Annotated in this window: 24 protein-coding genes; 14 read left to right on the top strand and 10 right to left on the bottom strand. The window is 65.0% G+C overall.

Annotated features, from left to right (window positions below; genetic code table 11):
* The first annotated feature begins 297 nt into the window (after positions 1 to 297).
* Positions 298 to 1,794 (top strand): flagellin, encoded by a 1,497-nt coding sequence (locus AvAM_RS14190; RefSeq protein WP_137747665.1) that lies wholly within the window; start codon positions 298 to 300, stop codon positions 1,792 to 1,794.
* A gap of 123 nt (positions 1,795 to 1,917) precedes the next feature.
* Positions 1,918 to 4,116 carry an acetylglucosamine transferase gene (locus tag AvAM_RS14185; RefSeq protein ID WP_137747664.1) on the top strand — a complete coding sequence of 733 codons (2,199 nt, stop codon included), beginning with the start codon at positions 1,918 to 1,920 and terminating at the stop codon, positions 4,114 to 4,116.
* 32 nt (positions 4,117 to 4,148) lie between these two features.
* Here the strand turns inward: AvAM_RS14185 and AvAM_RS14180 are convergent, their stop codons facing one another.
* Genes AvAM_RS14180 through rfbF form a run of 7 tightly spaced genes read right to left on the bottom strand, consistent with a single transcriptional unit; the run spans position 4,149 to position 10,312 of the window.
* A complete protein-coding gene (locus tag AvAM_RS14180; protein ID WP_137747663.1) occupies positions 4,149 to 4,796 on the bottom strand; it encodes a hypothetical protein in 648 nt (215 codons plus the stop codon).
* 37 nt (positions 4,797 to 4,833) lie between these two features.
* Positions 4,834 to 5,484 (bottom strand): GNAT family N-acetyltransferase, encoded by a 651-nt coding sequence (locus tag AvAM_RS14175; protein ID WP_137747662.1) that lies wholly within the window; start codon positions 5,482 to 5,484, stop codon positions 4,834 to 4,836.
* A 10-nt stretch (positions 5,485 to 5,494) separates the two neighbouring features.
* Positions 5,495 to 6,619 (bottom strand): DegT/DnrJ/EryC1/StrS aminotransferase family protein, encoded by a 1,125-nt coding sequence (locus AvAM_RS14170; protein WP_137747661.1) that lies wholly within the window; start codon positions 6,617 to 6,619, stop codon positions 5,495 to 5,497.
* A gap of 54 nt (positions 6,620 to 6,673) precedes the next feature.
* Positions 6,674 to 7,915 (bottom strand): class I SAM-dependent methyltransferase, encoded by a 1,242-nt coding sequence (locus AvAM_RS14165; RefSeq protein ID WP_137747660.1) that lies wholly within the window; start codon positions 7,913 to 7,915, stop codon positions 6,674 to 6,676.
* Positions 7,912 to 8,472, bottom strand: coding sequence for a dTDP-4-dehydrorhamnose 3,5-epimerase family protein (locus AvAM_RS14160; RefSeq protein WP_137747659.1), 561 nt, complete (start codon positions 8,470 to 8,472; stop codon positions 7,912 to 7,914). The genes AvAM_RS14165 and AvAM_RS14160 overlap by 4 nt, the downstream gene beginning before the upstream one ends.
* The gene (gene rfbG, locus AvAM_RS14155) at positions 8,469 to 9,536 is read right to left on the bottom strand and encodes a CDP-glucose 4,6-dehydratase (RefSeq protein ID WP_171012228.1); all 1,068 of its coding nucleotides are present in this window, start codon (positions 9,534 to 9,536) and stop codon (positions 8,469 to 8,471) included. The genes AvAM_RS14160 and rfbG overlap by 4 nt, the downstream gene beginning before the upstream one ends.
* A 5-nt stretch (positions 9,537 to 9,541) precedes the next feature.
* On the bottom strand, positions 9,542 to 10,312 hold the full coding sequence (gene rfbF, locus AvAM_RS14150) for a glucose-1-phosphate cytidylyltransferase (RefSeq protein ID WP_137747658.1): 771 nt from the start codon (positions 10,310 to 10,312) through the stop codon (positions 9,542 to 9,544).
* Positions 10,313 to 10,711: 399 nt separating this feature from the next.
* On the opposite strand from rfbF, the gene motA reads away from it, so the two are divergent.
* From motA to AvAM_RS14105, 9 genes are all read left to right on the top strand, one after another.
* The gene (gene motA, locus AvAM_RS14145; RefSeq protein WP_137747657.1) at positions 10,712 to 11,572 is read left to right on the top strand and encodes a flagellar motor stator protein MotA; all 861 of its coding nucleotides are present in this window, start codon (positions 10,712 to 10,714) and stop codon (positions 11,570 to 11,572) included.
* A 75-nt stretch (positions 11,573 to 11,647) separates the two neighbouring features.
* Positions 11,648 to 12,580, top strand: coding sequence for a flagellar motor protein MotB (motB, locus tag AvAM_RS14140; protein WP_137747656.1), 933 nt, complete (start codon positions 11,648 to 11,650; stop codon positions 12,578 to 12,580).
* Positions 12,581 to 12,652: 72 nt separating this feature from the next.
* Positions 12,653 to 13,039, top strand: a complete 387-nt coding sequence (gene cheY / locus AvAM_RS14135; protein WP_137747655.1) for a chemotaxis response regulator CheY — start codon at positions 12,653 to 12,655, stop codon at positions 13,037 to 13,039.
* Positions 13,040 to 13,043: 4 nt separating this feature from the next.
* Positions 13,044 to 13,664 (top strand): protein phosphatase CheZ, encoded by a 621-nt coding sequence (locus AvAM_RS14130; protein WP_137747654.1) that lies wholly within the window; start codon positions 13,044 to 13,046, stop codon positions 13,662 to 13,664.
* A 231-nt stretch (positions 13,665 to 13,895) separates the two neighbouring features.
* Positions 13,896 to 15,050: a flagellar biosynthesis protein FlhB gene (locus tag AvAM_RS14125; protein ID WP_137747653.1), complete on the top strand. Its 1,155-nt coding sequence runs from the start codon at positions 13,896 to 13,898 to the stop codon at positions 15,048 to 15,050.
* Positions 15,047 to 17,125 (top strand): flagellar biosynthesis protein FlhA, encoded by a 2,079-nt coding sequence (gene flhA / locus AvAM_RS14120; protein ID WP_137747652.1) that lies wholly within the window; start codon positions 15,047 to 15,049, stop codon positions 17,123 to 17,125. The genes AvAM_RS14125 and flhA overlap by 4 nt, the downstream gene beginning before the upstream one ends.
* A complete protein-coding gene (flhF, locus tag AvAM_RS14115; protein WP_137747651.1) occupies positions 17,122 to 18,645 on the top strand; it encodes a flagellar biosynthesis protein FlhF in 1,524 nt (507 codons plus the stop codon). The genes flhA and flhF overlap by 4 nt, the downstream gene beginning before the upstream one ends.
* Entirely contained in the window at positions 18,638 to 19,435 is a 798-nt protein-coding gene (locus AvAM_RS14110) for a hypothetical protein (RefSeq protein ID WP_137747650.1), read from the top strand. The genes flhF and AvAM_RS14110 overlap by 8 nt, the downstream gene beginning before the upstream one ends.
* A gap of 27 nt (positions 19,436 to 19,462) precedes the next feature.
* Positions 19,463 to 20,179 carry an RNA polymerase sigma factor FliA gene (locus AvAM_RS14105; RefSeq protein ID WP_137747649.1) on the top strand — a complete coding sequence of 239 codons (717 nt, stop codon included), beginning with the start codon at positions 19,463 to 19,465 and terminating at the stop codon, positions 20,177 to 20,179.
* 73 nt (positions 20,180 to 20,252) lie between these two features.
* Here AvAM_RS14105 and AvAM_RS14100 read toward each other — a convergent pair whose 3' ends face one another.
* The 3 genes from AvAM_RS14100 to flgA all read right to left on the bottom strand — a co-directional run bounded on the left by AvAM_RS14100 (position 20,253) and on the right by flgA (position 21,884).
* The gene (locus AvAM_RS14100) at positions 20,253 to 20,627 is read right to left on the bottom strand and encodes a hypothetical protein (protein ID WP_137747648.1); all 375 of its coding nucleotides are present in this window, start codon (positions 20,625 to 20,627) and stop codon (positions 20,253 to 20,255) included.
* 42 nt (positions 20,628 to 20,669) lie between these two features.
* Positions 20,670 to 20,993, bottom strand: coding sequence for a flagellar biosynthesis anti-sigma factor FlgM (gene flgM / locus AvAM_RS14095; RefSeq protein WP_137747647.1), 324 nt, complete (start codon positions 20,991 to 20,993; stop codon positions 20,670 to 20,672).
* A gap of 93 nt (positions 20,994 to 21,086) precedes the next feature.
* On the bottom strand, positions 21,087 to 21,884 hold the full coding sequence (gene flgA, locus AvAM_RS14090) for a flagellar basal body P-ring formation chaperone FlgA (protein ID WP_375708157.1): 798 nt from the start codon (positions 21,882 to 21,884) through the stop codon (positions 21,087 to 21,089).
* A gap of 222 nt (positions 21,885 to 22,106) precedes the next feature.
* Between flgA and AvAM_RS14085 the strand changes: the two genes are divergently transcribed.
* The 3 genes from AvAM_RS14085 to AvAM_RS14075 are packed head-to-tail and all read left to right on the top strand — an operon-like array spanning position 22,107 to position 23,687.
* Positions 22,107 to 22,580, top strand: a complete 474-nt coding sequence (locus tag AvAM_RS14085) for a flagellar basal body protein (protein ID WP_137747646.1) — start codon at positions 22,107 to 22,109, stop codon at positions 22,578 to 22,580.
* A 33-nt stretch (positions 22,581 to 22,613) separates the two neighbouring features.
* Complete coding sequence (flgC, locus tag AvAM_RS14080; protein WP_137747645.1) at positions 22,614 to 23,018, top strand: flagellar basal body rod protein FlgC; 405 nt, start codon at positions 22,614 to 22,616, stop codon at positions 23,016 to 23,018.
* 18 nt (positions 23,019 to 23,036) lie between these two features.
* Positions 23,037 to 23,687, top strand: coding sequence for a flagellar hook assembly protein FlgD (locus AvAM_RS14075; RefSeq protein WP_137747644.1), 651 nt, complete (start codon positions 23,037 to 23,039; stop codon positions 23,685 to 23,687).
* Positions 23,688 to 23,703 lie beyond the last annotated feature (16 nt).

Genomic DNA, 23,703 nt, shown 5'->3' with positions numbered 1-23,703 from the left:
CTGAATATGGCGTTGCCGCCAGCCGGGGCGCCAGCACCATGCTGGCCTCCTGGGTTCCCAGAGCTGCGGGCCATCTGGTGAACGGCGGGCCACTCACGGTCCGTTGAGAGTGTTTTCGGGTGGCCGCCGGAAAACTTGAGGGTCAAACGCACAAGTTGTGGGACTTTTTGACCGCTTATCGGGCTAACACAAAAAAGTGGCATCCCCACAATTCACCCATCGTTCCCTCATTGACAGCCGGACGGGTGCGCTTGAACCGGCAAACAGATCCGTCTTGCGACGTTAAGGAGTTTCGCCATGGCAGCAACCATCAATACCAACATCAGCTCGCTGACAGCGCAGCGCAATCTGGGCACCAGCCAGATGTCGCTCAACTCAGCCATCCAGCGCCTGTCGTCGGGCCTGCGCATCAACAGCGCCAAAGACGACGCCGCCGGCCTGGCGATTTCCGAGCGCTTCACCAGCCAGATCCGGGGCTTGAACCAGGCTGTTCGCAATGCGAACGACGGCATCTCACTGGCCCAGGTGGCGGAAGGCGCCATGGGGTCGGCCGGCAATATCCTGCAGCGTGTGCGTGAGCTGGCCGTGCAATCGGCCAACGCCTCCAACAGCGCAGGCGACCGCCAAGCCCTGCAACAGGAAGTCGGCCAATTGGTGGCAGAACTTGACCGAATTTCGCAAACGACCGAATTCAACGGCCAAAAATTGCTGGACGGTACCTTTGGTACGCAGCAGTTCCAGGTGGGCGCCAACGCCAACCAGACCATCGTGGCAGCAACGGCCAACCTGCGCACTACGGTGTATGGCAACAACCAGAACGTGGCATCGAACGGCTCGGGCGTTGGCGCGCAGGCCACTGTGGCAGCGGGCGCGACCTCCAATGGCGTAGCGGCCGGCACCATTGCCATCAGCGGCTACCTGGGCACCAACAGCATTGCAGCGGGCTCGAACGCTACGGCCAAGGCAACAGCCGACCAGATCAATGGTATGAAGGCCACCACGGGTGTGACGGCGACGGCCCGCACCGAAGTGCGGTTGAGCGGTATGTCTGCCGCTGGTTCCTATTCGTTGACTTTGCAGGGCGACAATGCCGGGTCTGCTGCAGCCGTGACCGTATCGTTCACGTTGACCTCCGCTACGGGCACTGACCGCCTGTCGGCAGCGGTGTCTGCCATCAACGACCAGGCTGCCAAGACGGGCATCAATGCTTCGCTGAGCCCAGACAGTACGCAAATCGTCCTGACCAATGCCACCGGCAATGACATCGTCATCGGCGACACCACCATTCAAAACGCCGCCGATGTAACGATCACGGGCTACGATGCGGCAGGAGCCTCCAACGGTACGGCCAGGACGCTCGGTACCAACACGGTTGCGGAAATGGTGAATACAGGCGGCTACATCGTCCTGGACTCGGAAAAGTCGTTCGCGGTGGACTCCACCAACGCAACCCAGCTGGATGACGGTGGCTCTGCACTGCAAGCTGTGGCCAATCTGGATGTGACCACCTTCAGCAACGCTACCAACGCGCTCAAGACGGTGGACTCGGCCCTGGCCTTCATCAACGGCGAACGCGCCAAGCTGGGCGCCCTGCAATCGCGCTTTGAAACCAGCATTGCCAGCCTGCAGATCACGTCCGAAAACCTGTCTGCATCGCGCTCGCGCATCCAGGACGCCGACTTTGCGGCAGAAACGGCCAACCTGTCGCGCGCCCAGATCCTGCAGCAAGCCGGTACGGCCATGGTGGCCCAGGCCAACCAGATCCCGCAGGGCGTGCTGTCGCTGCTCAAGTGATGGACCCGGCCCGCATGCTGCGCAGTGGGCCAGCAACGCAACAAAAGGGGCCCCACCGGGCCCCTTTTTCACATGGCACACTGTGCAGCGCCCCCGCTCCTTAGCTTGTAGATCGGCAGTCACGTGCAATCCAAACACACCGCCCAGGACGATCCCCGCCTCCATGCGGCACTCACCGCCGCAGACTGGCCTTTGCTGACGCGGCTGTGCCGCCAAATTCTGCGCAAAAATGGCCGCCACCTCGGTGCACACCGGCTGTTGGGCTTCTCGCTCCACAAGCAGCGTGCATTCGACGAGGCCCTCAAGGCCTACCGGCAAGCCTATGTGTACTGGCCCGGAGATGCCGAGCTGCTCATCAACTACGCCAATGTCTTGATTGAGCAAGCACGCAACTACGACGCGCTTCCGCACCTTGAGAAAGTCTGCGAACTGCGCCCCGAGCAGGCCGTCACCTGGATCAAGCTGGCCGAGTGTTGCTATCTGATCAACTTGCACAGCAAGGGATTTGAGGCCAGCCAAAAGGCACTCGCGCTGTCTGACTCCGTGCCACTGACGGTCGGTGCGTTGATGCAAAGCGCCATTCACCGCCGAGAGCTGGGCCAGGTGCGCGAGGCGGTGCAGGATTGCGAACGGGCTATCGCACTCAACCCGAGCGACCCTGGCAACTACACCAACAGGCTGCTGTTCATGCTGGCGGACCCGCAGGTAAGCGCGACGCAGCTGTCGGAGGCCGCCCGTCAGTTTGGCAACGTGTTTGAGCCCCCGCTGCGCCCCGATTGGCCCAGCTTTGAGGGCCACCGCGGCGCCCCCTGGCGCCGCTTGAAGATCGGGTTTCTGTCACCCGACTTCCGCATGCATGCCGTCATGTACTCGGTCGAGGGGCTGCTGGCGCAGCTGGACCGGCGGCAGTTCGAGGTGTATGCCTTCTACCTGTTCCCCAAAGGCGACCATGTCACCGATCGGGTGGAGTGCCATGTTGACCACTTCGTACGCCTGTCCGGCTTCAGCCCCCAGGAACAGGCAGAGGCCATCCGCGCCCAGAACATCGACATTCTGGTGGACTTGGCGGGCCACACGGGCAACAACGGCCTGCTCATCCTCGCGCACAAGGCTGCGCCGCTGCAGGTGTCCTGGCTGGGCTTCCCGGCAACGACTGGCCTGCAAGCCGTGGACTACAAGTTCACGGACGAAATCACCGACCCCCCCAACGCCGACGACCAATACACAGAGCAGCTGTACCGACTGCCCACGCTGTTTGCCTGTTACCGGCCCATGAGCCGCAACCCTCTGTGGCGTTACCAGCCCCGCTACCAGGTGCGCCCCTCGCCGGTGATGGACAACGGGTTCATTACCTTCGGCTCCTGCAACAACCTGGGCAAACTGACCGATGAGGTGCTGGCGCTGTGGGGGCGGGTTCTGGACGCCGTGCCCCATTCGCGCCTGCTGATCGAGGGGAAAAACTTCGACAAACCCGAGTTTGCACAGGCCTACCGCGATCGGTGCGAGGGTCTGGGACTCCCGCCTTCGCGGCTGGAGCTGGTGCCGCTCAACCAGGACAACCAGTACCTGACCTACCACCGCATCGATATCGCGCTTGACCCATTCCCACTGACCGGCGGCACCACCACCTTCGATGTGCTGTGGATGGCCGTGCCCATCGTTTCCATGATGGGCGATAGTTTCAAGAGCCGCATGGGCGTGGGCATGCTCAACTACCTGGGGCGCACTGAGTGGCTGGCAGAAGGGCCTGACGACTATGTGCGCATCGCCTCGGGCCTGGCAGCGGATGCCCAGGCGCTCAATGCGCTCCGGCTGAGCCTGCGCAGCGAGGTGGAGAACTCGGCGCTCATGCGTGAAGACCTTTACTGCAGGCACTTTGGCGAAGGCCTGCGGGTCATGTGGCTGAAGTGGCTGGCGCAGGCGGAGCATCCCTCTGACCCGCAGGCGCAAGAGCAGGCCCTCCAGGAATGGATATCCCAGTTCCCGCCAGAGTGGGAACAGCCCCCGGTCCCGGGCGTCGGCTTGAAACCCGGCCAGCGGGTCAGCCTGCAAGCGGCGCACCAAAGCCTGCAGAACCTGGTGGAAAAAGCACGGTCGGCCGCACCGCCCCGGCCGACGGGCGAATCCGCCCCCCGGATCACAGACCGCCACTGGGTGGCAGTGACCGAGCTGGCAGAGAAAGTGCTCAACGCCGTGCCACACGATCCCGTGGCCCTGGCATGCCTTGCCGAAGTGGAGCACGCGCATGGGCACACCGAGTTCGCGGTCACCTACCTTCAATATGCAACGCAGGCCATGGGAATGGGCCTTGAAGGCGCCTGACGCAAAGGTCAGAAAGTCAGAAAGTCAGAGAGTCAGAGACGGAAGATGTCGTGCAGGGCGTTGTGCCGGGTGGGCTTGAAGACCGCCCGGCCAGCGTCGCCACGGTACACGGTGCAATGCCCCGGTGAGTCCGTATTGACCAGGCTGGCCCCCTGCGCCAGCACCGTGCCATCGCCCACCTGGCACCGCCCGATGATGGCCGTGCCCGGGTACATGATGACCCCCTCTCCCAGCACCGGGGCCACCCCATGGTTCTTGCCGACGGTGGAATTCTGGTAGATCACCAGAAAGTTGCCATAGGTGGCCTTGGCGAAGACGATGCCGACGGAATGTCCGATGAAAAACACCGGCGGCATCTCGATTTCGTAGAAGAGATCGATGCCGTTCAAGGCCTTGTTCAGCAAAAACAGGCGCGTGGGTGTGTCGGTGCTGGCCGTGCGGCGCCAGATGGTGTTGGCCAGAAAGTAGAGAAAGCTGCAGTACTGCGTGGAATGCAGCGGGTCAAAGCAATCTTGCCGCCAGGGCCGCACGGCATTGATGCATCCGTGCAGGCGAGCCAGGGCTTCGTCCAGGTGTGCGTCGATGTCCGCACGGGGGTCAAAGTCGTCAGGCAGCGTGTGGTGCAGCTGCTGCGCCACGTAGCGCACCAGCTGCGCACGGTCCATTCGCAAGATTTCCATGCAGAGCCTCCTCTCCTCCCCAGCGCCCTCGGCCAGCTCAGGCCTGGGGCAGATGCAATTGCATGTACACCAGGCTGGCCGGTGCATCGACGGCCTGCGGGTCCTCCGTCCAGTCCACCCCGCCAGGGACGGTGCTGGCCACAATCGGCACCCGCTGGTATTCCTGGAAGCCCACCTTGCGGTAGAACTCGACCGCCGGGTTGTCTGACCGCACCCGCACGGCCAGCGTCTGCAGCCCGAGCGCGTCGCGCGCCCAGCGCATCAGCACCAGCAACGACGCCTTCATCACCCCCGGAGGGGAAGCCCCGCCGCTGACGATGGCATCCGCCTCGCCATAGCCGCGCTGCCAGTCGATAAAGCCAAGCCCCACGTGCCCCACGCGCTCGCCGTCCAGCGTTTCCACCATGAACAGCATCTTGCCCGGGTTCTGGTGCACCGCGCCTGCCAGCCAGGCGGCAGTGCGCTCAGGGGTCGAGACAAATTCGGTCAGGAAGGATTTGACATGGCGATTGCGCCAGTCGGTGAGCAGTTGCGCATCGACGGCATCAATGTGGCCGGGAACGGTGGCGATCGGCCGGACCACCGCCGCGAGCGGCTGCCCCACGGGCAGCACCAGCCCGGTCTCGCCCGCACGGGCCGTCTGCTTGATGGCAGCCAGAAGCTGCTGTCCAGGCGTTGGCGAAGTCATGGCAACCTCTTCACACCTGGGCAAAGTAGCGGCGCACCTGCTCGGCCACGGTGTCCACGTTTTCCAGCGGCATGCGCGAGTGCAACGGCAGCGAAAGAATGCCTTTGCCCACCTCATCGGTCACGGACAGGTCTCCGGCCCGGCAGTCCTTCCACAGCGAGAACCAGTGCCCTGGCTGCCAGTGGATGCCCGTGTCCACGCCGTTGGCCTTCAGAAAGTCGCGCAGCGCATCACGGTGCTCTGCGGGCACCCGGATGTAGTACAGGAACGGGTTGACGTCCGCAAAGTCCGTGGGAGGCGTGCGAACCTGGGCAATGCCCTGCAGCTTCTCGTTGTATCTGCGCGATGCCGCCTGGCGGCTCGACTTGATCACATCCAGCTTGCCCAGCTGCGCGAGGCCAATGGCAGCGTGCATATTGAGCATGTGGTAGCGAAAGCCCACGCGCTCCACATCGAAAGTCCAGGCGCGCTTGTTCTGGTACATCACCTCGGCGGGCTGCTGCATGCCCAGCAGGCGCAGCTCGTGCACGCGGCGCAGCTCCTCTTCGGTGCGCACAACGATAGTGCCGCCGTCCAGGCAGGTCACGGTCTTGACCGGGTCGTGGCTGAACACGCAGATGTCCGAGAAGCTGCCCACCATCCGCCCCTTGTAGCTGGAGCCAAACGAGTGCGCGGCGTCGTGAATCACGCGCAGCTTGTGGCGCTCGGCAAAGGCGGCAATGGCGTCGTGGTCGCTGATGATGCAGTCGTAGTCCATCACGATGATGGCCTTGGTGCGCGGCCCCACCAGGGACTCGGCCTTGGCAAGATCCAACTCCAGCGTATCGTCAGCGCAGTCGCAGAACACGATGTCGGCCCCCACCCAAGTGATGGCCTGGTAGTCGGCCGAGCAGTTGAAGGCCGATACGATCACCTCGTCGCCCGGCCCCACGCCCGCCAGCAGCAGCGCGATGTGCAGGCCCGCCGTGCCGGTGCTGACCGCCGCCACATGCCTGTCGGGCGCCTGCAGGATCTCCTTCACCTTCTTTTCAAAGCCGGACACGTAGCTGCCCATGCCGAGCCAGCCCAGCTCCAGCGATTCGCGGCTGGCATCGATTTCTTCCTGCTCGATCAAGGGTTTGAACATTGGGATCATGGTGGTCTCCTTCGTGGGTGTCTGATGGAAATTGGGGTGGCGACAGGGGGGCGGCTACCAGACATCCAGACGGGGAACAGCGGTGACGAACCGCCCTCCCCAATCACGGATGTCGCTGAGCTGGGCGCTGACTTCGTGCCGCAGGTTCCACGGCAGGATCAGGATGCGCTGGGGCCGGTGGGCGCGCAGGTGCGCCTCGCTCACCACCGGGATGCGGCTGCCGGGCAGGTACTGGCCTTGTTTGGCCGGGTTCTTGTCCACCACGTAGGGCAGCAGGTCGGGCCGCACGCCCGCAAAGTTGAGCAGGGTGTTGCCCTTGGCGGCCGCGCCGTAGGCGCCCACGGTGGTGCCGTCGGCCTGGCATTGCAATAAAAAAGTGAGCAGCTCGCGCTTGACCCGTATGGCCTGGGCCTGGAAATCGCTGTAAAAACCAGCGCCCAGCATGCCTGCCGCCGCCTCGGCGGCCAGCAGTTGCTGCACGCGCGCGGCGCCCTCGGCACTGGCCTGCGGGTGGCCCACTGCGTCGGCACGGGCGGCCAACACGCGCAGGCTGCCGCCGTGGGTGGGCAACTCCTGCACGTCGATCACCACGAGGCCATTGGCCGCAAAGATGCGCTGCACCGCCGTGAGCGACAGATAGGAATAGTGTTCGTGGTACGCCGTGTCGAACTGGCACCCCTCCACCATGCGCAGCAGGTGCGGAAACTCGAAGGTGGCCACGCCGTGGGGCTTGAGCAGCCGCGTGAAGCCGCCGACAAAGTCGTTGATGTCGGGCACATGGGCCAGCACGTTGTTGGCGGCAATCAGGTCGGCCTGGCGGCCCGCCCGGGCCAGCTCATCGGCCAGGGCCACGCCAAAGAAGCGCTCCACCACCTCAATGCCCTTGGCGCGGGCCGCCGCTGCGGTGCTGGCGGTGGGCTCCACGCCGTAGCAGGGGATGCCCGCAGCCTGCACGTACTGCAGCAGGTAGCCGTCGTTCGACGCGACCTCGACCACGCAGCTCGCAGCGGTCAGGCCCAGGCGTTCGCGCATCGCCTCGACATAGGCTTGGGCATGGGCGAGCCAGGACGACGAAAACGAGCTGAAGTACGCGTAATCGTCGGTGAACAGCGCTTCGCGCCCGGCGTGGTCTTCGGTCTGCACCAGCCAGCAGGTTTCGCAGACCAGGACGCGCAGCGGAAACCAGGTCTCGGGCGCGCGCAGCGCGGCCTCGGCCAGGTAGGCGTTGGACGGGGGCGCGCTGCCCAGGTCCAGGAACGTGAGTTGCAGCGGGCTGCCGCAGTGTCGGCACTTCACAGGCGCACTCCTTCAAATTCTTCGGTCAGCGCACTCTGGCCCGCGTCGCGCGGCGAGATCGGGCCCAGCGGCAGCGGCCAGGCGATGGCCAGGCGCGGGTCGGCCGGGTGCAGCCCGGCCTCGGCGGCGGGCGCGTAGGCGGCCGAGTGGCAGTACAGCAGCTCGGCATGGTCACTCAGCGCCTGAAAGCCGTGTGCAAACCCGGGCGGGATGAGCAGCGCATGCCCGTTGTCGGCCGAGAGGTGCTCGGCATGCCAGTGCAAAAACGTGGGCGAGCCTTGGCGCAGGTCCACGGCCACGTCCCAAACCTCGCCGCGCACGCAGCTCACCAGCTTCATCTCGGCGTGCGGCGGCTTCTGGTAGTGCATGCCGCGCACCGTGCCTTTCAATGCCGTGTAGCTCTGGTTGATCTGGGCCACGGCGCCCGTCCAGCCGGCGCCCGCCAGTTCATCGGCGCAGAACAAGCGCGCAAAAAAACCGCGTTCGTCCACCAGCGGCTGGCGTTGCACACGAAAGAGCCCCGCCAGGGGCAAAGGCGCCAGGGCGAGGCGGCTCATGGGCGGGCCTCCCAGGCGTCGATGTCGGCCAGGCACAGCGCGCGGGCATCGGCGCCGCCATGTTGCTGGCGGTACCAGTTCATGGTGCGAGCCACGGCGGTGTTCAGCGACCAGTGGGGGGCCACGCCCAGCACCTGGCGGGCGTGGGCGGTTTCCAGCGCCAGCCAGCCGGCTTCGTGCGGCCCTTCGCTCTCATTTTCATAGCTGGTAGCGCTTGATGGATAGGCGGAAGATGCCAATTCAATGACATTTTTGACCGTGGCCGCCTCGTGCGGCAGTGGGCCAAAGTTGTAGGCCCCGGCCAGCGCGGGCGATTCCCACAGGCGCTGGGCCAGGCGCAGGTAAGCGGCCAGCGGCTCCAGCACATGCTGCCAGGGGCGCGTGGCCTGGGGGCGGCGGATGTGCAGGGTCTCGCCCTTTTCCCAGGCGCGCACGGCGTCGGGCAGCAGGCGGTCTTGCGCCCAGTCGCCACCGCCAATCACATTGCCTGCGCGGGCGGTGGCCACGGCCACACCCTGCGCAGCCAGGAAGGCATCGCGGTAGCTGGCTGTGACCAGTTCAGCGGCGGCCTTGCTGGCGCTGTAGGGGTCGTGCCCGCCCAGCGGGTCGTCTTCGCGGTAGGGGTAGGCCCATTCGCGGTTGCGGTAGACCTTGTCGGTGGTCACCACCAGCGCCACACGCGCCTCGGGCAGGCCGCGCAGCGCATCGAGCACATGGGCCGTGCCCATAACGTTGGTGGCAAACGTGTCGAGCGGCGCCGCGTAGCCGGGCCGCACCAGCGCCTGCGCGGCCAGGTGCAGCACCACCTCGGGCCGGGCGGCGCGCACGCGCATGGCCAGGGCCTGGGGGCTGCGGATGTCGCAAAAATGGCTCTCGATGCCCGCGCCCGCCTGGCCCAACTGGGCCAGGGTGAACAGGTTGGGCCCGGTGGCGGGCGGCAGTGCCACGCCGGTCACCTGCGCGCCCAGGCGCTGCAGCCACAGGGCGAGCCACGCGCCCTTGAATCCGGTGTGGCCGGTAAGCAACACGCGCTTGCCGCGCCAGAAGTCGGGATCAGGGCGCATCGTGGTCACCAGCATTTCCAGGGCGCACGGCCCGATTGCCACAGGTCTTCGAGCTGGTTTTTCTCGCGCAGCGTGTCCATGGGCTGCCAGAAGCCGGTGTGCTCAAACGCGCGCAGCTGGCCGCTGCTGGCCAGGCGGGCCATGGGCTCCAGCTCCCAGCTGGTGGCATCGCCATCGATGAGGTCGATCACCTCGGGCTGCAGCACAAAGAAGCCGCCGTTAATCCAGCCGCCATCGCCACGGGGTTTTTCCTCGAACCCGGCCACGGTCTCGCCATCACGCATCAGGGCACCATAACGCCCCGGAGGCAGCACCGCCGTCACCGTGGCCTGGCGGCCGTGGGCGCGGTGGAAGGCGAACTGCGCGGTCATGTCGAGGTCGGCCACGCCGTCGCCATAGGTAAAACAGAAGGGTTCGTCGTTCGGCAGGTACTCCTGCACCCGGCGCAGGCGCCCTCCGGTCATGGTGCTTTCGCCGGTGTCCACCAGCGTCACGCGCCAGGGCTCGGCGTGGCGGTGGTGCACTTCCATGCGGTTGTTGGCCATGTCAAAGGTCACGTCCGACATGTGCAGGAAGTAGTTGGCGAAGTACTCCTTGATGACATAGCCCTTGTAGCCCAGGCAGATGATGAAGTCGTTGACGCCATGGGCGGCATACATCTTCATGATGTGCCACAGGATGGGCCGCCCACCGATCTCGATCATGGGCTTGGGACGCAGGTGCGACTCTTCCGAGATGCGGGTGCCCAGGCCCCCCGCGAGCAGTACGGCTTTCATGCCCTCAGCATAGTGCAGCCCCTGCACCGCCAAAAGGTGTTGTGGCTGCGGAAAAACGGGCCAAATGCAGGGATTGGCCGGGGTGGTCCCGGCGGCACCACGGGGCCAGGGGCCTTCTCAGGCGCCATATTGCTACTCTTTAGATAGCAACAACTTGTTGACTATCAGGCGCAAACGGCCTTTTTTATGCAGGTTCTGGTGGTGCGCGGCGCTTATCCCCGACCGGAGACAGCGCCCGCGCCATTCCGCCAAGAAGCCCCGTTTTGGCAGTTCTCTTGCGGCATTTCGTGCTCAGCAATCCGATACATTTGCAGTAACCTTCGGTAAACCCTTGGCGGGCAGCCCTGACACCACGGCTGTGACCGCCCTCGCTGCGAAGCCGCCCAACACGTCTAAAGCATGTTCGTCATCATTGGTTACGTCGTCTGTCTCGGCTGCATCTTCGGCGTGTACATCGTGCACGGCGGGAACATCAGCGTGATCCTCAAGGCCCTGCCCTTCGAGATCATCACCATCCTGGGTGGCGCCCTGGGCGCGTTTGTGGTGAACAACCAGCCCAAGGTGATCAAGGCCACCATGGCCGCGCTGCCGATGGCGCTCAAGGGGTCCAAATACACCAAGGCGCGCTACATGGAGCTGATGGCCATGCTCTATGACATCCTGCAGAAGGCCCGCAAGGAAGGGCTGATGGCGATCGAAAAAGATGTCGAGGCGCCCCATGAGTCCGAAATCTTCAAGAAATACCCCACGGTGGGCAGCGACCACCATGTGATCGAGTTCACCACCGACTACCTGCGCATGATGGTGTCGGGCAACCTGAACTCCCATGAGATCGAGGCGCTGATGGACAGCGAAATCGATACCCACCACCAGGAGGCCCATGCCCCTGTGGCCGCGCTGGCCCGGCTGGCCGGCGCCCTGCCCGCCTTCGGGATCGTGGCCGCCGTGTTGGGGGTGGTGAACACCATGGGCTCGGTGGGCCAGCCGCCTTCCGTGCTGGGCGGCATGATCGGCTCGGCGCTGGTGGGCACCTTTCTTGGGATTCTGCTGGCCTACGGTGTGGTGGAGCCCCTGGGCGGCCTGGTCGAACAAAAGACAGAAGACGCCGCCAAGGAACTGCAGTGCATCAAGTCCACCCTGCTGGCCAGCATGCAGGGCTACAACCCAGCCACAGCCATCGAATTCGGCCGCAAGGTACTCTTCTCTGATGTCCGCCCCAGCTTCACCGAGCTGGAGGGGCATGTGAAGGGGAAGAAGTAGTCACCAGAACAGATAACCACTGCAACCCCGTCCCTCACCAGGAGCAGCGAACACCCCACCTGATCCCTGAGCGCCATGGCAGAAAAGAAACTACAGCCCATCATCATCAAGCGCGTCAAGAAAGGCGGCCACGCCGTGCACGGCGGCGCCTGGAAGATCGCGTATGCCGACTTCGTGACGGCCATGATGGCGTTCTTCCTGCTGATGTGGCTGCTGGGCTCCACGGCCAAGGGCGAGCTGCAGGGGATTGCGGCGTATTTCGCGTCGCCGCTCAAGGTGGCGATGACCGGTGGGGACGGCTCGGGCAACAGCTCCAGCGTGATTCCGGGCGGCGGCAACGACCTGGCCAAAGTGCACGGACAGGTGCGGCGCGCCGAGATGGAAGAGGCCAAGCAGCGCCGCATGAGCATCGACGCTGCGCGGGCCGAGCGCGCCAAGCAGGACCTGGACCGCATCAAGGCCCTGGAAGCCAAGATCGACGCGCTCATCACCGAAAACCCGCGCCTGAATGAATACAAGTCGCAGATCCGCATCGACATCACCCCCGACGGCCTGCAGATCCAGATCATCGACGACCAGAACCGCCCCATGTTTGACAGCGGCAGTGCGTTGGTAAAACCCTACATGCGCGACATCCTGCGCGAGATCGGCTCTGCGCTTGGGGGCGTGGAAAACCGCATCAGCCTGGCGGGCCACACCGATGCCGTGCCCTATGGCAACAGCGAGCGCGGCTACAGCAACTGGGAGCTGTCGGCCGACCGCGCCAACGCCACGCGGCGCGAACTGGTCTCGGCCGGCATGCCAGACGCTAAACTGGGCCGTGTGGTGGGCCTGGCGGCCAGCGACCTGCTGGAGCCAAACAACCCGCGCGCACCCGCCAACCGGCGCATCACCATCACGGTGTTGACCCGCGAAGCCGAAGAACGTCTCATGGGCAAAGGGATCCCCGAAATCACTTCGACAGAACTGCTGAATGAAAAGCGGGAAAATCCCCCCCCACGCAGGTAACAGTTACGACTTGTCACCTAACCTGCCACCCATGACAATGCCTACAGTAATTCTCGACCGAAAGGGTCCCAAGTGACCACAGCCCTTCGTTTTCTGATCGTTGACGACTTCTCCACCATGCGACGCATCGTGCGCAACCTGCTCAAAGAAAGCGGGTTTGCCGATGCCGACGAGGCCGAGGATGGCGTGGCAGCCCTGAACAAGCTGCGCAACGGCAAGTTCGACTTCGTGGTGACCGACATCAACATGCCCAACATGAACGGGTTCCAGTTGCTGGCCGAGATCAAGAAGGACGACAAACTCAAACACCTGCCCGTGCTGATGGTGACCGCCGAGGCCCGCAAGGAAGACATCGTTGCCGCCGCCCAAGGGGGTGCCGCAGGCTACATCGTCAAGCCCTTTACCAAGGCAACCCTCGAAGAAAAGGTGACCTTGATTCTGAAGAAGATGGGGTTATGACATCATGGATGCCACACCGGACCACAGCCAGCCGCCTGCCGATGTACACCACAAGATTGGCCTGCTGACCCGCCAGCTGCACGATTCGCTCAACGAGCTCGGCTACGCCGACAAGCTGCGCGGTTCGATGGGCCAACTGCCAGATGCGCAGAGCCGCCTGTCCTACATCGCCCGCCTGACCGGCGAAGCAGCCGAAAAAGTGCTCAGTCGCGTGGAGCAGGCCAAGGCCCAGCACGACTTCATCGCCGCCGAGACGCGGCGGGTCGTCGGCTCGCTGGTCGCCGACCCGGTGGCTGCCGTGGCCAAGGGTGAAATTTTCAACTTCCTGACCGACGTGGAGCGTGTGACCAAGGAAGCCGACACGCACCTCACCGAGATCATGATGGCGCAGGACTTCCACGACCTCACCGGCCAGGTGATTGCGCGTGTGGTGAACCTGGCGGCCACCATCGAAGAGCAGCTGGTGCAGTTGCTTATCCAGACCGCACCGCCCACCGCCCAGGTGCCTGCGGCTGAGGCCAAGCCCGTTCACCTGCAAGGCCCGGTGGTGGACCCGGAGAACACCCCCGACGTGGTCACCGACCAGTCGCAGGTGGACGACCTGCTGGCCAGCCTGGGATTCTGATCAACGCCAGGTTTTGCCATTAAAAATGGCTGCCTGCGCGTGTCCATCAAGCGTTTGTAGCTATCATTTTTAGCATTACCCTCCTGGCTTGAGCGCCCCCTGGCGGGCTCCCGGGCGCCGCTCGCACCACCGGCGGCAGCACGGAAAAGAGGGGGCCGCAGCCCCCTTATCCAGCTTTAGATTTCCAGGTCGCTCACGACAATGGCATGACACCAGCGCCGTCATGCCACCATGGAATCCAGCCAAGAAAAAAGCCTCCCCGCGTCAGAGCGCAAGCTGCAGAAAGCGCGCGAAGACGGCCAAGGGGCACGCTCGCGCGATCTGTCGCACCTGGCCATCCTGGGCGCTGGCGCGGCCTGCATGCTGCTGATGGCCCCCCAGCTCATGGACCACCTGCAAAAGGCCATGAGCCAGCAGCTGGCTTTCAACGCAGCCACCGTCATGGCGCCGGGCACCATGCTCCAGCGCCTGCAGGACATGGTGATCGTGGGTGCGGCGGCCAGCATGGCGTTTGCGCTGCTCACCAGCGCAGCCGCCGTCATCAGCGCCATCGGCGCAGGCGGCTGGATCCTCAGCACCAAGCCCATCGCCCCCCAGTTCAACCGCCTGAACCCCATCTCGGGCCTGGCCAACCTGTTTTCCAAGCAGCAGATGGCCAACGTGGCCAAGATGGTGCTCATGAGCGCGATCCTGACCTGGGTGGCCTGGAAGTTCATCGGCAACAGCATCGAGGCCGTGGCCATGCTGGTGCTGCAACCCTCGCCCCTGGCCATCCGGCAAGTGGCCGACTGGCTGACCTCGGGCATGAGCCTGCTTCTGCTGGTCGTGTTCCTGGCCGCGCTGGTGGACGTGCCCCTGCAGGCGTTCTTCTTCAAGGACCGCCTCAAGATGTCGCACGAAGAGGTCAAGCAGGAACACAAGGAATCCGACGGCAACCCGCACACCAAGGGCCGCATCCGCCAGAAGCAGCGCGAGATCGCCGACCGCGCCAGCGTGGCCGCCGTGCCCAAGGCCGACTTCGTGGTCATGAACCCCACCCACTATGCGGTGGCGCTCAAGTACGACGACAAGACCATGAGTGCTCCCCAGGTCATCTCGCGCGGCACCGACCTCGTCGCCATGAAGATCCGTGACGTGGCCCGCGAGCACAACGTGCCCGTGCTGCAGTCGCCCATGCTGGCCCGTGCGCTGTATGCCCACGCCGAACTGGACCAGGCCATCCCCGCCACGCTCTACACCGCCGTGGCCCAGGTGCTGGCCTATGTGTACCGCCTCAAGGCCGCCCTGCGCGGCGAAGGCCGCATGCCCGACAGCCTGGTGGAGCCCTATGTGCCGCCTGAACTCGATCCGCTGAACCGCACTCCCGTGCAAGGTGCTGCCGCATGAACACCTCCGTAAAGTCTTTACAGCAATGGGCGGGCTCCAATGCCGGCGCCCTCCAGGGGCTGTCGGCCCCGTTGCTGGTGGTGGCCATCCTGGCGCTGATGGTGCTGCCCATCCCTCCCTGGATGCTGGACGCGTTCTTTACGCTCAACATCGCCGTGGCGCTGATGGTGATGATGGTGGCGGCCTACATGCTGCGCCCGCTGGATTTCGCTGCGTTTCCTTCGGTGCTGCTGCTCACCACGCTGATGCGCCTGTCGCTGAACGTGGCCTCCACCCGCGTGGTGCTGCTCGAGGGCCATACCGGCCCAGGCGCCGCAGGCGCGGTGATCGAGGCCTTTGGCCACTTCCTGATCGGCGGCAACTTTGCGGTGGGCCTGATCGTGTTCGCCATCCTGGTGGTGATCAACTTCGTGGTGATTACCAAGGGCGCCGAGCGCATTGCCGAGGTGTCGGCGCGCTTCACCCTGGACGCCATGCCCGGCAAGCAGATGGCGGTGGATGCCGACCTGAACGCAGGCCTGATCGACGAAAAAGAAGCCAAGCGCCGCCGCGCCGAGGTGGCCGAAGAAGCCAACTTCTTTGGGTCGATGGACGGTGCCTCCAAGTTCGTGCGCGGCGACGCCGTCGCCGGCATCTTGATCCTGCTGATCAACATCGTGGGCGGTTTTGCGATTGGCATGCTGCAGCACGGCCTGTCGGCGGGCAAGGCAGCCGACAGCTACATCCTGCTGGCGGTTGGCGATGCGCTGGTGGCACAGATCCCCGGCCTGCTGATCTCGGTGGCAGCCGCCATGGTGATCTCGCGTGTGGGCAAGGACCACGACATGGGCCGCCAGATCGTGCAGCAGCTGTTCATGTCGCCCCGCGTGCTGGGCGTCACAGCGGCCATCCTGGTGCTGCTGGGCCTGATCCCCGGCATGCCCCACGTGGTGTTCCTGACCATGGGCGGCCTGCTGGGCTACGGCGCCTGGCTGCTGCACGAACGCCAGAAGGTACCGCCGGAAGTCGAAGCGCCCCCGGCCCCTGTGGGCGACGGCGAAGCAACCTGGGACGACCTGCAGCCCGTGGACCTGCTGGGCCTGGAGCTGGGCTACCGCCTGATCAGTCTGGTGGACAAGAGCCGCCAAGGCGACCTGCTGACCCGCATCAAGGGCGTGCGCCGCAAGTTTGCGCAGGAGGTCGGCTTCCTGCCCCCCGCCGTGCATGTGCGCGACAACCTCGAACTGAAACCCAGCGGCTACCGCATCACGCTGCGCGGCGTGGTGGTGGGCGAAGGCGAGGCCTTCCCCGGCATGTTCCTGGCCATCAACCCCGGCGGCATCACCACGCCGCTCATCGGCACGCCCACCACCGACCCAGCCTTTGGCCTGCCAGCACACTGGATCGACGACCGGCAGAAGGAAGCCGCACAAATGGCGGGTTTTACGGTCGTTGATTCCGAAACCGTGATGGCCACCCATTTGTCACACTTGATGCAAGTGCAGGCAGCCAAGCTCCTCAGTCGCACGGAAACGCAGCAACTGGTGGAACACGTGGCCAAGCTGGCTCCCAAGCTCATCGAAGAAGTGGTCCCGAAAATGGTCTCCATCGCAACGTTCCAGAAAGTCCTCCAGCTGCTGCTGGAGGAGTCTGTGCACATCCGCGATATCCGCACCATCATCGAGACGCTGGCCGAACATGCCGGTGCGGTCTCCGACCCGGTCGAGCTGGCCCGCCGCGTGCGCATTGCGCTGTCGCCCGCCATCGTCCAGCAAATCTACGGCCCCACACGCGAACTCAACGTCATCGCCATCGAACCCGGGCTGGAGCGCCTTCTGGTGCAGGCCCTGGGCAACACGGCAGGCCCTGCGCTCGACCCCGGCGTGGCCGACATCCTCACGCAGAAGGCGGCCGAAGTGGCCCTCAAGCAGGAAGAGATGGGCCTGCCCGCCTGCCTGCTGGTTCCCGACCAGATCCGCAATGCCATCTCCCGCCTGGTGCGCCGCGTGGCGCCCCGCCTGCAGGTGCTTGCGCACAGTGAAATTCCAGAGACCCACACCATCCGTATTGGGCCGATCCTTAAAGGTGCATCATGAACATCAAACGCTTTACCGCCCCCACCTCCCGGGAGGCTCTGGCCAAGGCGCGCATGGCCTTTGGCGACGGCACACTGATCCTGTCCAACCGCCCGACCGCCAATGGCGTCGAAGTGGTGGCCACGGCCGAAGACACGCTCTCCGCCCTGGACGGCGGTGGTAGTGCAGGCAATACCTCCAGTGCGCCGCTGCTGGCCCCCAGCAGCCCCCGCAACGCGCAACCTGCTCGCGCCAGCAACCTGGCCAGCCAGGCAGCATTGGCAGGCCTGGGCCGCAACCCGGTGGAAGAAGACACCGAACAGCTGGCGATGAGCACGCTGTCCTTCCAGGACTACGTGCGCGAACGCATGCTGCGCCGCCGCCACGAAGCCCTGCATGGCGCTGCGGAAGCACCGACGCTGTCGGAGCGCAGCCGCGACCAGGAGCCTGAACGCGAGCGCGAGCGCATGCCCGCCCCGGCGGCTGCCGTGGCGCGCCACAACCCGCTGCGCACCATCCCCATGGACATCCCGCCAGAGCCGCCCCGCCGTCGGCAGGAAGCGTCCAACGCCCACCTGATCCAGTCGAACAACCAGCAAAGCCTGATGAACGAGCTGCACTCCATGAAGGAGTTGATCGAAGACCGTTTCAACACGCTGGCCTGGCTGGGTCAGGCGCGCCAGAACCCGATCCAGTCCAACCTCATGCTCAAGATGATCCGCGCGGGCTACTCGCCTTCGCTGGCGCGCGCGGTGCTGGAACGCATGCCCGAAGAGCTGTCGGCCGCCGAATCGGTGCGCTGGCTGATGGAGGTGCTGGAGCGCAATCTCAAGACCGACCAGGCCGAGCCCCCGCTGTACGAACAGGGCGGCATCTTTGCCATGGTGGGCTCCACCGGTGTGGGCAAGACCACCACCACCGCCAAGCTGGCCGCCATGTGCGCGCGCATCCACGGCCCCGGCAGCGTGGGCCTGATCACGCTCGATACCTACCGCGTGGGCGCGCATGAGCAGCTGCGCACCTATGGCCGCATGCTGGGCATCGTGGCCCACCTGGCGCACGACCGCGCCGCGCTGCAAGACCTGCTTGGTTTGCTGTCTGGCAAGAAAATGGTGCTCATTGACACCACCGGCGTCGCCCCGCGCGACCCCCGCAAGCGCGACATGCTGGACGTGCTGGACCTGCCCCACGTGAACCGCCTGCTGGTGCTCAACGCGGGCTGCCATGGCGATACGCTGGACGATGTGCTCACCGCCTTCAAGACCGACGGCTCGCAGCAGGCCATCCTGTCCAAAGTGGACGAGGCCGTGAAGCTGGGCCCCGCGATCGACGCGCTGATCCGCCACCAGATGGTGCTGCGCGGCGTGACCAATGGCCAGCGTGTGCCCGAAGACTGGGAGCGTGCCAACGCCCAACAGCTCATCAGCACCTCGATGCGCGCCCCGGCCAAGTCGGCGTTCGACCCCAAGGCCACCGACCTGAACTTCTTCTTCTCGCACTCGCCCGACACCATCACCGAGGGGGGACTCGTCGATGCTTGATCTGGGCTTTCACCAGGCCGCCGGGCTGCACAGCTTCACACCCCAGGCCGAGCTGCGGATGCTGGCCGTGGCCAGTCAGGGCAACACCGGCAGCGGCCTGGAAACGCTTTGGCAGATCTGCGCCAGCCTGCAGCGGCTGGGTTACCCCGTGGTGGTGCTGGACGGCACGGCCTACGAGACCGACGACAGCCCAGGCCTCCTCCACCTGCTGCAACACGCTTCATGGAACGACGGCGCCCACCTGAACCTGGGGGCCACGGCATCCTCGCTTGCCGTGATCCCGGCGGCCAAGGGCTTGCAGCACCTCAGCCGCACAGCGGGCGATACCACGCGTTCTCCCATGGAGGGCTTGCTGCCCTACTTCCGAACCTACGGTCTGATGGTGATCCACGCCCCCGCCGCCACCCTGGGGCCCTTGCTGACCCACACCGCCACGGTGCCGCTGGTGGTCATGGGCGGCGGTGCAGCGGGTGTGATGAACAGCTACAAGAGCCTCAAGCAGATCGCCCTGCACACCGGACTGCCCTGCATGGTGGCCGCTTTGCTGCACAGCAACACGGCGGCAGAGCGCCGCAAGGCCCAGTCGCAGCTGATGACGCTGCAGGCTTGCGCGGAGCGCCACCTGGGCGGGCCTGTGCGGACCACCACCATCGCCACCCAGAGCCCCCAGGAGCTTCAGCGCCTGGCCTTGCAACTGCTGGAAAATGCGGGCACCATGAACGGATCGCTGACTGCGCTGCCCCCCAGCAACCTGACTGGCCTGCCTGCGCATTTTGTCCGGAGCCATTGATCTGATTTGTCCGGAGAAGTTGATCTGATGTACACCGCCAAAGGCCAGCTCGATCGTGATGCGATGATCCGCCAGCATGTCCCGCTGGTCCGGAGAATTGCGCACCACATGATCGCCAAGCTGCCGCCCAATGTCGAACTGGATGATCTGATCCAGGTCGGCATGATGGGCCTGGCCGAAGCGCTTTCGCGCTACGAAGTGGCCCAGGGCGTGCAGTTCGAGACCTTTGCCACTCAGCGCATCCGGGGCGCTATGCTCGACGAACTGCGCGAGGGCGACTGGATGAGCCGCAGCTCGCGCAAGAGCCAGAAAGACATCGAGCACGCGGTGCACCGGCTGGAGCAGAAGCTGGGCCGCAGCCCGCTCGAATCAGAAATCGCCAGCGAAATGGGCATGAGCCTGCCCGACTATCAGAACCTGCTGGGCAAGGTCCGAGGCACCCAGCTGGTGTACCTGGAAGACATGACCCATGGCAACGACGATGACGACGGGTTTCTGGACCGCCATGTCGCCGATGCCGATGCCGACCCGGTCGAGTTGCTGCGCGACCAGCGGCTCAAGATGTCACTGGTCAACGCCATCAAGAGCCTGCCCGAACGCGAGCAGCACATCATGGGCATGTACTACGAGCACGACATGAATCTCAAGGAGATCGCGGCGGTGCTTGGCGTAACGGAATCCCGGGTGTGCCAGTTGCACAGCCAATCCATCGCCCGCCTGCGCGCCAAGATGCGCGCGCATTGATACCCCGCACGGCCGCCCCACAACGCCCCGTGCACCTGCCAGGGCAGCGCTGGAGCGGAGAATCACAGCCCAATCAGCCAGCAGAACGGTAGATACGCGCCACGCCTGGCTTGGCCGCGCGCGTTGACAACCCGTCTCCGTAGGTCGATGCGGCATTGGAGGGTGGCAACAGGCCCGCTACCTGGCGGTCCGTCACCCCCGACAGGCGTGCCAGGTTCTCGCGCTGCACCACCAGCATGTCGCCGATGGCCGCCACCCGCTTCTGCGCCGCCGCAGGCAAAGGCAGCCTCTGCGCAGCGGATTGCTCCAGCACACGCGCAAACTGGGCCGCTGCGTCACGCAGGGCCACACTGTGTTGTTCCAGGGAGGAGTGATCTGCCGCGAGAAGAGCGGCGGAGACTTTATCGATCAGCTGTTCGACAGCCGAGAGGGATTCTTCCAGCGACATGGCGCATTGTGCGATGGATCGCGCCAGCCTGCCAAGTGGGGCTCAACCCCGCGAACGGGTCAGGATCTCCTGGGCGTTGGACAACAACTTGTCGGCGATGGCCTCAGCATCGACGGAGAACGTACCTTTTTCAATGGCAGCGCGAACGGCCTTGACCTTGCCCGCATCAAAATCCCCTGCCACGCGGGAGGCGGGATTCAGGCTTTGGGCGGCGATGGAGACCGTGACGGGCACACCGGCGGTGGACGCAGCAGCCAGGGCGTCTTTGGTTGCTCCTTCAGCAGCGCTGGCAGGACTTTTGGCTTGCTTGGCAAGCCCCGTCTGCGCCAATGCGCCCGGGAGTTCCGGTTTTTGACCTATCTTCATCGCTCTCTCCACCACCCCGCATGATGTGGGGCACAGTAGCAATGTTTTCGACCCGTTTGGCCCGGACTTTAGCCATTTATCACCGAGGCGTCATTAAAGAGTGACGTCCACTGTCCCACCTTCATTGACAATTCCGCTAACGATCCGACCATTATCCATGCGGATGCGCACAGTTTGCCCCACAGCACCTGCAGACAGCGCCTGCCCTGCCGACGTGACTGCATAACCAGGCCCCTGGGCCACCACTTTCACCTGGGCCCCCGCGCGGAACAGCTGGGGGGCCCGCACCATGCTCTGGCGCAAGGCCTGGCCCGCCACCAGCTGGCGCGCGGCCACCTGCCCCACCCAGTGATCCGGATTGGCCATCACCGGTGCGGTTTCGGCGGCCCAGTCCACCTCGGCCTCGGTGGCGTCGTTGGCAGTGAGGACCGCACCAGGCGCCACATTGCCGGTCAGCACCCATGCCGGGCCAAACGCCTTGATGGTGACCGGCAGAAACACGTTCCAGGCGGTGGCGCCCTCCACACATCGCAGCCCCAGGCGGGTACGCCCCCACAGACGGGACCCGGCGGGCAGGTAGGGCTCCACGCGTGCGCAAGGCGCTAGCCGCAAACGCGAATCCAGTGAGCCAACGCTCACTTCCATGCGCAAGGGCAGACCGGTGGGTGCGCTGCGCGCCAGGGTGTCATCCAGCCAGCGCTGGGTCAGGGGCCCCAGGTCTGCCGGCGGATCCCCCGCCGCCTGGGCCTGCGCAGCACCGCCTGCGCCCAAGGCCCAGCCCCCCAGCATCACGAGGCACAGGGCCCACCAAGCCGCACCGGCACGGCGCCGCGCGGGGGCGCGAACAAATGCAGCGGAGCGGGACGACAAGAAACGGGGGCGGATGGACATGGGGCCTCCTGGGCATCGGGTGGCATTGCATGGCCGACCCACCGGGGGCAAGGGCCATTTCACACCAGGAACTATAGGCAGGCGACGCCCGCCCAAAACCCGGAACTGCCCATCCATTTCCACGCTCTTCGCGCTTTAGAAAGAAGCGGCGGTTTCCATAATCAGGCAACGCCAAAAAAGCCCCTGGGGCTGGCGACTTTGCAACCACGGTGTGAGGCAAACATGCTTGACAAGATGACCAACCAGCTGAGTTTTCACAGCAACGCCCTGGTGCTGCGTGCGGAACGCCAGCGCGCCATCGCCAGCAACATTGCCAACGCCGACACGCCCGGCTACGTAGCGCGCGACTTCAAGTTTGGAGATGCCCTGCGTGAAGCCACGGGCATCGGATCTTCTGGTTCGGGAACGGGCACGGGTTCGGGCGTGACCCGCCTGGCCGCCAGCGGATCGCATGGCACGGCGGGCACCACCGACCCGCGCCACATGCCCTTACCCACCGTGGCCACCACCGCCAGCATCGACCGACAGGGCGCGCTGGGCTATGCCGTGCAGACGCAGCCCAGCCTGGACAACAACTCTGTGGACCTGGACCGCGAACGCGCGAACTTCGTGGACAACTCCGTGCGGTACGAAGCCACGCTGCGCTTCATCAACGGCGGCGCCAAAACCATGCTCAGCGCCATCCAGGGCCAGTAAGCCAGCCGCGCAGCCCAGAAAGCGAGCCACACCATGTCCATGTTCTCCATCTTCAACGTCTCCGGCAGCGCCATCAGTGCGCAGTCGCAGCGGCTCAACGTGGTGGCCAGCAACCTGGCCAACGTCGATGCCGTGGCGGGCCCCGACGGCAAGGCGTACAAAGCGCGCCAGCTGGTGTTCCAGACCGCAACCATGGGCGCCGAAAGCGCCGCTGGCGTGCGCGTGAGCGGGATGAGCGAAAGCAATGTGCCCGGCCGCCGGGTGCACGACCCCAGCCACCCGTCGGCTGACGAGCAGGGCTATGTCACACATTCGAACGTGAACGCGGTGGAAGAGATGGTCAACATGATCTCGGCCTCGCGCTCTTACCAGAACAACGTCGAGGTCATGAACACGGCCAAGTCGCTGCTCCTCAAGACCCTGCAGATGGGTCAGTAACTCCAGGGAGACACCACCATGATTCTCGGCGCCACCAATGCCCCCACGGTCACGGATTCGACCAACACCAAGGCCAACGCCAACGACCCCGCCGCCGCGCAGGACCGGTTCCTCAAGCTGCTGGTCGCGCAGCTGAACAACCAGGATCCGATGAACCCGCTGGACAACGCCCAGATGACCTCGCAGATCGCGCAGATCAACACCGTGACGGGCATCCAGCAGCTCAATCAGACCATGCAGAGCATGGCCGAGCAGTTCAACTCGCTGCAGGTGATGCAGGGCACGGCACTCATCGGGCGCAACGTAATGACCGAGGGCTCCAGCCTCGCCGTGGCCGACAAGGCGGGCAAGGGCGGCTTCGAGCTGCCGTCGGCCGCCACCAACGTGAAGATCGAGGTCACCACCGCCGGTGGCCAGGTGGTGGACACCATCGACCTGGGCGCAAAGGCGGCGGGCCGCCACACCTTCGAGTGGGATGCCAGCAAGTACACCGGCTCCACCGATGCGCTGCAGTTCCGTGTCACGGCGGTCAACGGCTCCACCAAGCTGTCGAGCACGGCGCTGGCCCTGTCCAAGGTCACGGCCGCAGGCGCCGAAGACGGCCAGCTCAAGCTGACGCTGGCCAACGGCAAAACCATCAACTACAGCCAGATCAAGGCCCTGGTCTAACCCGGCCCGAAACCTT

This window comes from Acidovorax sp. NB1, assembly GCF_005405905.1.
Taxonomy (GTDB): domain Bacteria; phylum Pseudomonadota; class Gammaproteobacteria; order Burkholderiales; family Burkholderiaceae_C; genus Acidovorax.
This window is presented reverse-complemented; position numbering and strand designations above follow the sequence as displayed.

Coding starts and splice junctions, on each gene's coding strand:
- AvAM_RS14190 (WP_137747665.1), top strand. CDS start 298: ATGGCAGCAACCATCAATACCAACATCAGCTCGCTGACAGCGCAGCGC.
- AvAM_RS14180 (WP_137747663.1), bottom strand. CDS start 4,796: ATGGAAATCTTGCGAATGGACCGTGCGCAGCTGGTGCGCTACGTGGCG.
- AvAM_RS14175 (WP_137747662.1), bottom strand. CDS start 5,484: ATGACTTCGCCAACGCCTGGACAGCAGCTTCTGGCTGCCATCAAGCAG.
- AvAM_RS14170 (WP_137747661.1), bottom strand. CDS start 6,619: ATGATCCCAATGTTCAAACCCTTGATCGAGCAGGAAGAAATCGATGCC.
- AvAM_RS14160 (WP_137747659.1), bottom strand. CDS start 8,472: ATGAGCCGCCTCGCCCTGGCGCCTTTGCCCCTGGCGGGGCTCTTTCGT.
- rfbG (WP_171012228.1), bottom strand. CDS start 9,536: ATGCGCCCTGATCCCGACTTCTGGCGCGGCAAGCGCGTGTTGCTTACC.
- rfbF (WP_137747658.1), bottom strand. CDS start 10,312: ATGAAAGCCGTACTGCTCGCGGGGGGCCTGGGCACCCGCATCTCGGAA.
- motA (WP_137747657.1), top strand. CDS start 10,712: ATGTTCGTCATCATTGGTTACGTCGTCTGTCTCGGCTGCATCTTCGGC.
- motB (WP_137747656.1), top strand. CDS start 11,648: ATGGCAGAAAAGAAACTACAGCCCATCATCATCAAGCGCGTCAAGAAA.
- AvAM_RS14130 (WP_137747654.1), top strand. CDS start 13,044: ATGGATGCCACACCGGACCACAGCCAGCCGCCTGCCGATGTACACCAC.
- AvAM_RS14125 (WP_137747653.1), top strand. CDS start 13,896: ATGGAATCCAGCCAAGAAAAAAGCCTCCCCGCGTCAGAGCGCAAGCTG.
- flhA (WP_137747652.1), top strand. CDS start 15,047: ATGAACACCTCCGTAAAGTCTTTACAGCAATGGGCGGGCTCCAATGCC.
- flhF (WP_137747651.1), top strand. CDS start 17,122: ATGAACATCAAACGCTTTACCGCCCCCACCTCCCGGGAGGCTCTGGCC.
- AvAM_RS14110 (WP_137747650.1), top strand. CDS start 18,638: ATGCTTGATCTGGGCTTTCACCAGGCCGCCGGGCTGCACAGCTTCACA.
- AvAM_RS14105 (WP_137747649.1), top strand. CDS start 19,463: ATGTACACCGCCAAAGGCCAGCTCGATCGTGATGCGATGATCCGCCAG.
- AvAM_RS14100 (WP_137747648.1), bottom strand. CDS start 20,627: ATGTCGCTGGAAGAATCCCTCTCGGCTGTCGAACAGCTGATCGATAAA.
- flgM (WP_137747647.1), bottom strand. CDS start 20,993: ATGAAGATAGGTCAAAAACCGGAACTCCCGGGCGCATTGGCGCAGACG.
- flgA (WP_375708157.1), bottom strand. CDS start 21,884: ATGTCCATCCGCCCCCGTTTCTTGTCGTCCCGCTCCGCTGCATTTGTT.
- AvAM_RS14085 (WP_137747646.1), top strand. CDS start 22,107: ATGCTTGACAAGATGACCAACCAGCTGAGTTTTCACAGCAACGCCCTG.
- flgC (WP_137747645.1), top strand. CDS start 22,614: ATGTCCATGTTCTCCATCTTCAACGTCTCCGGCAGCGCCATCAGTGCG.
- AvAM_RS14075 (WP_137747644.1), top strand. CDS start 23,037: ATGATTCTCGGCGCCACCAATGCCCCCACGGTCACGGATTCGACCAAC.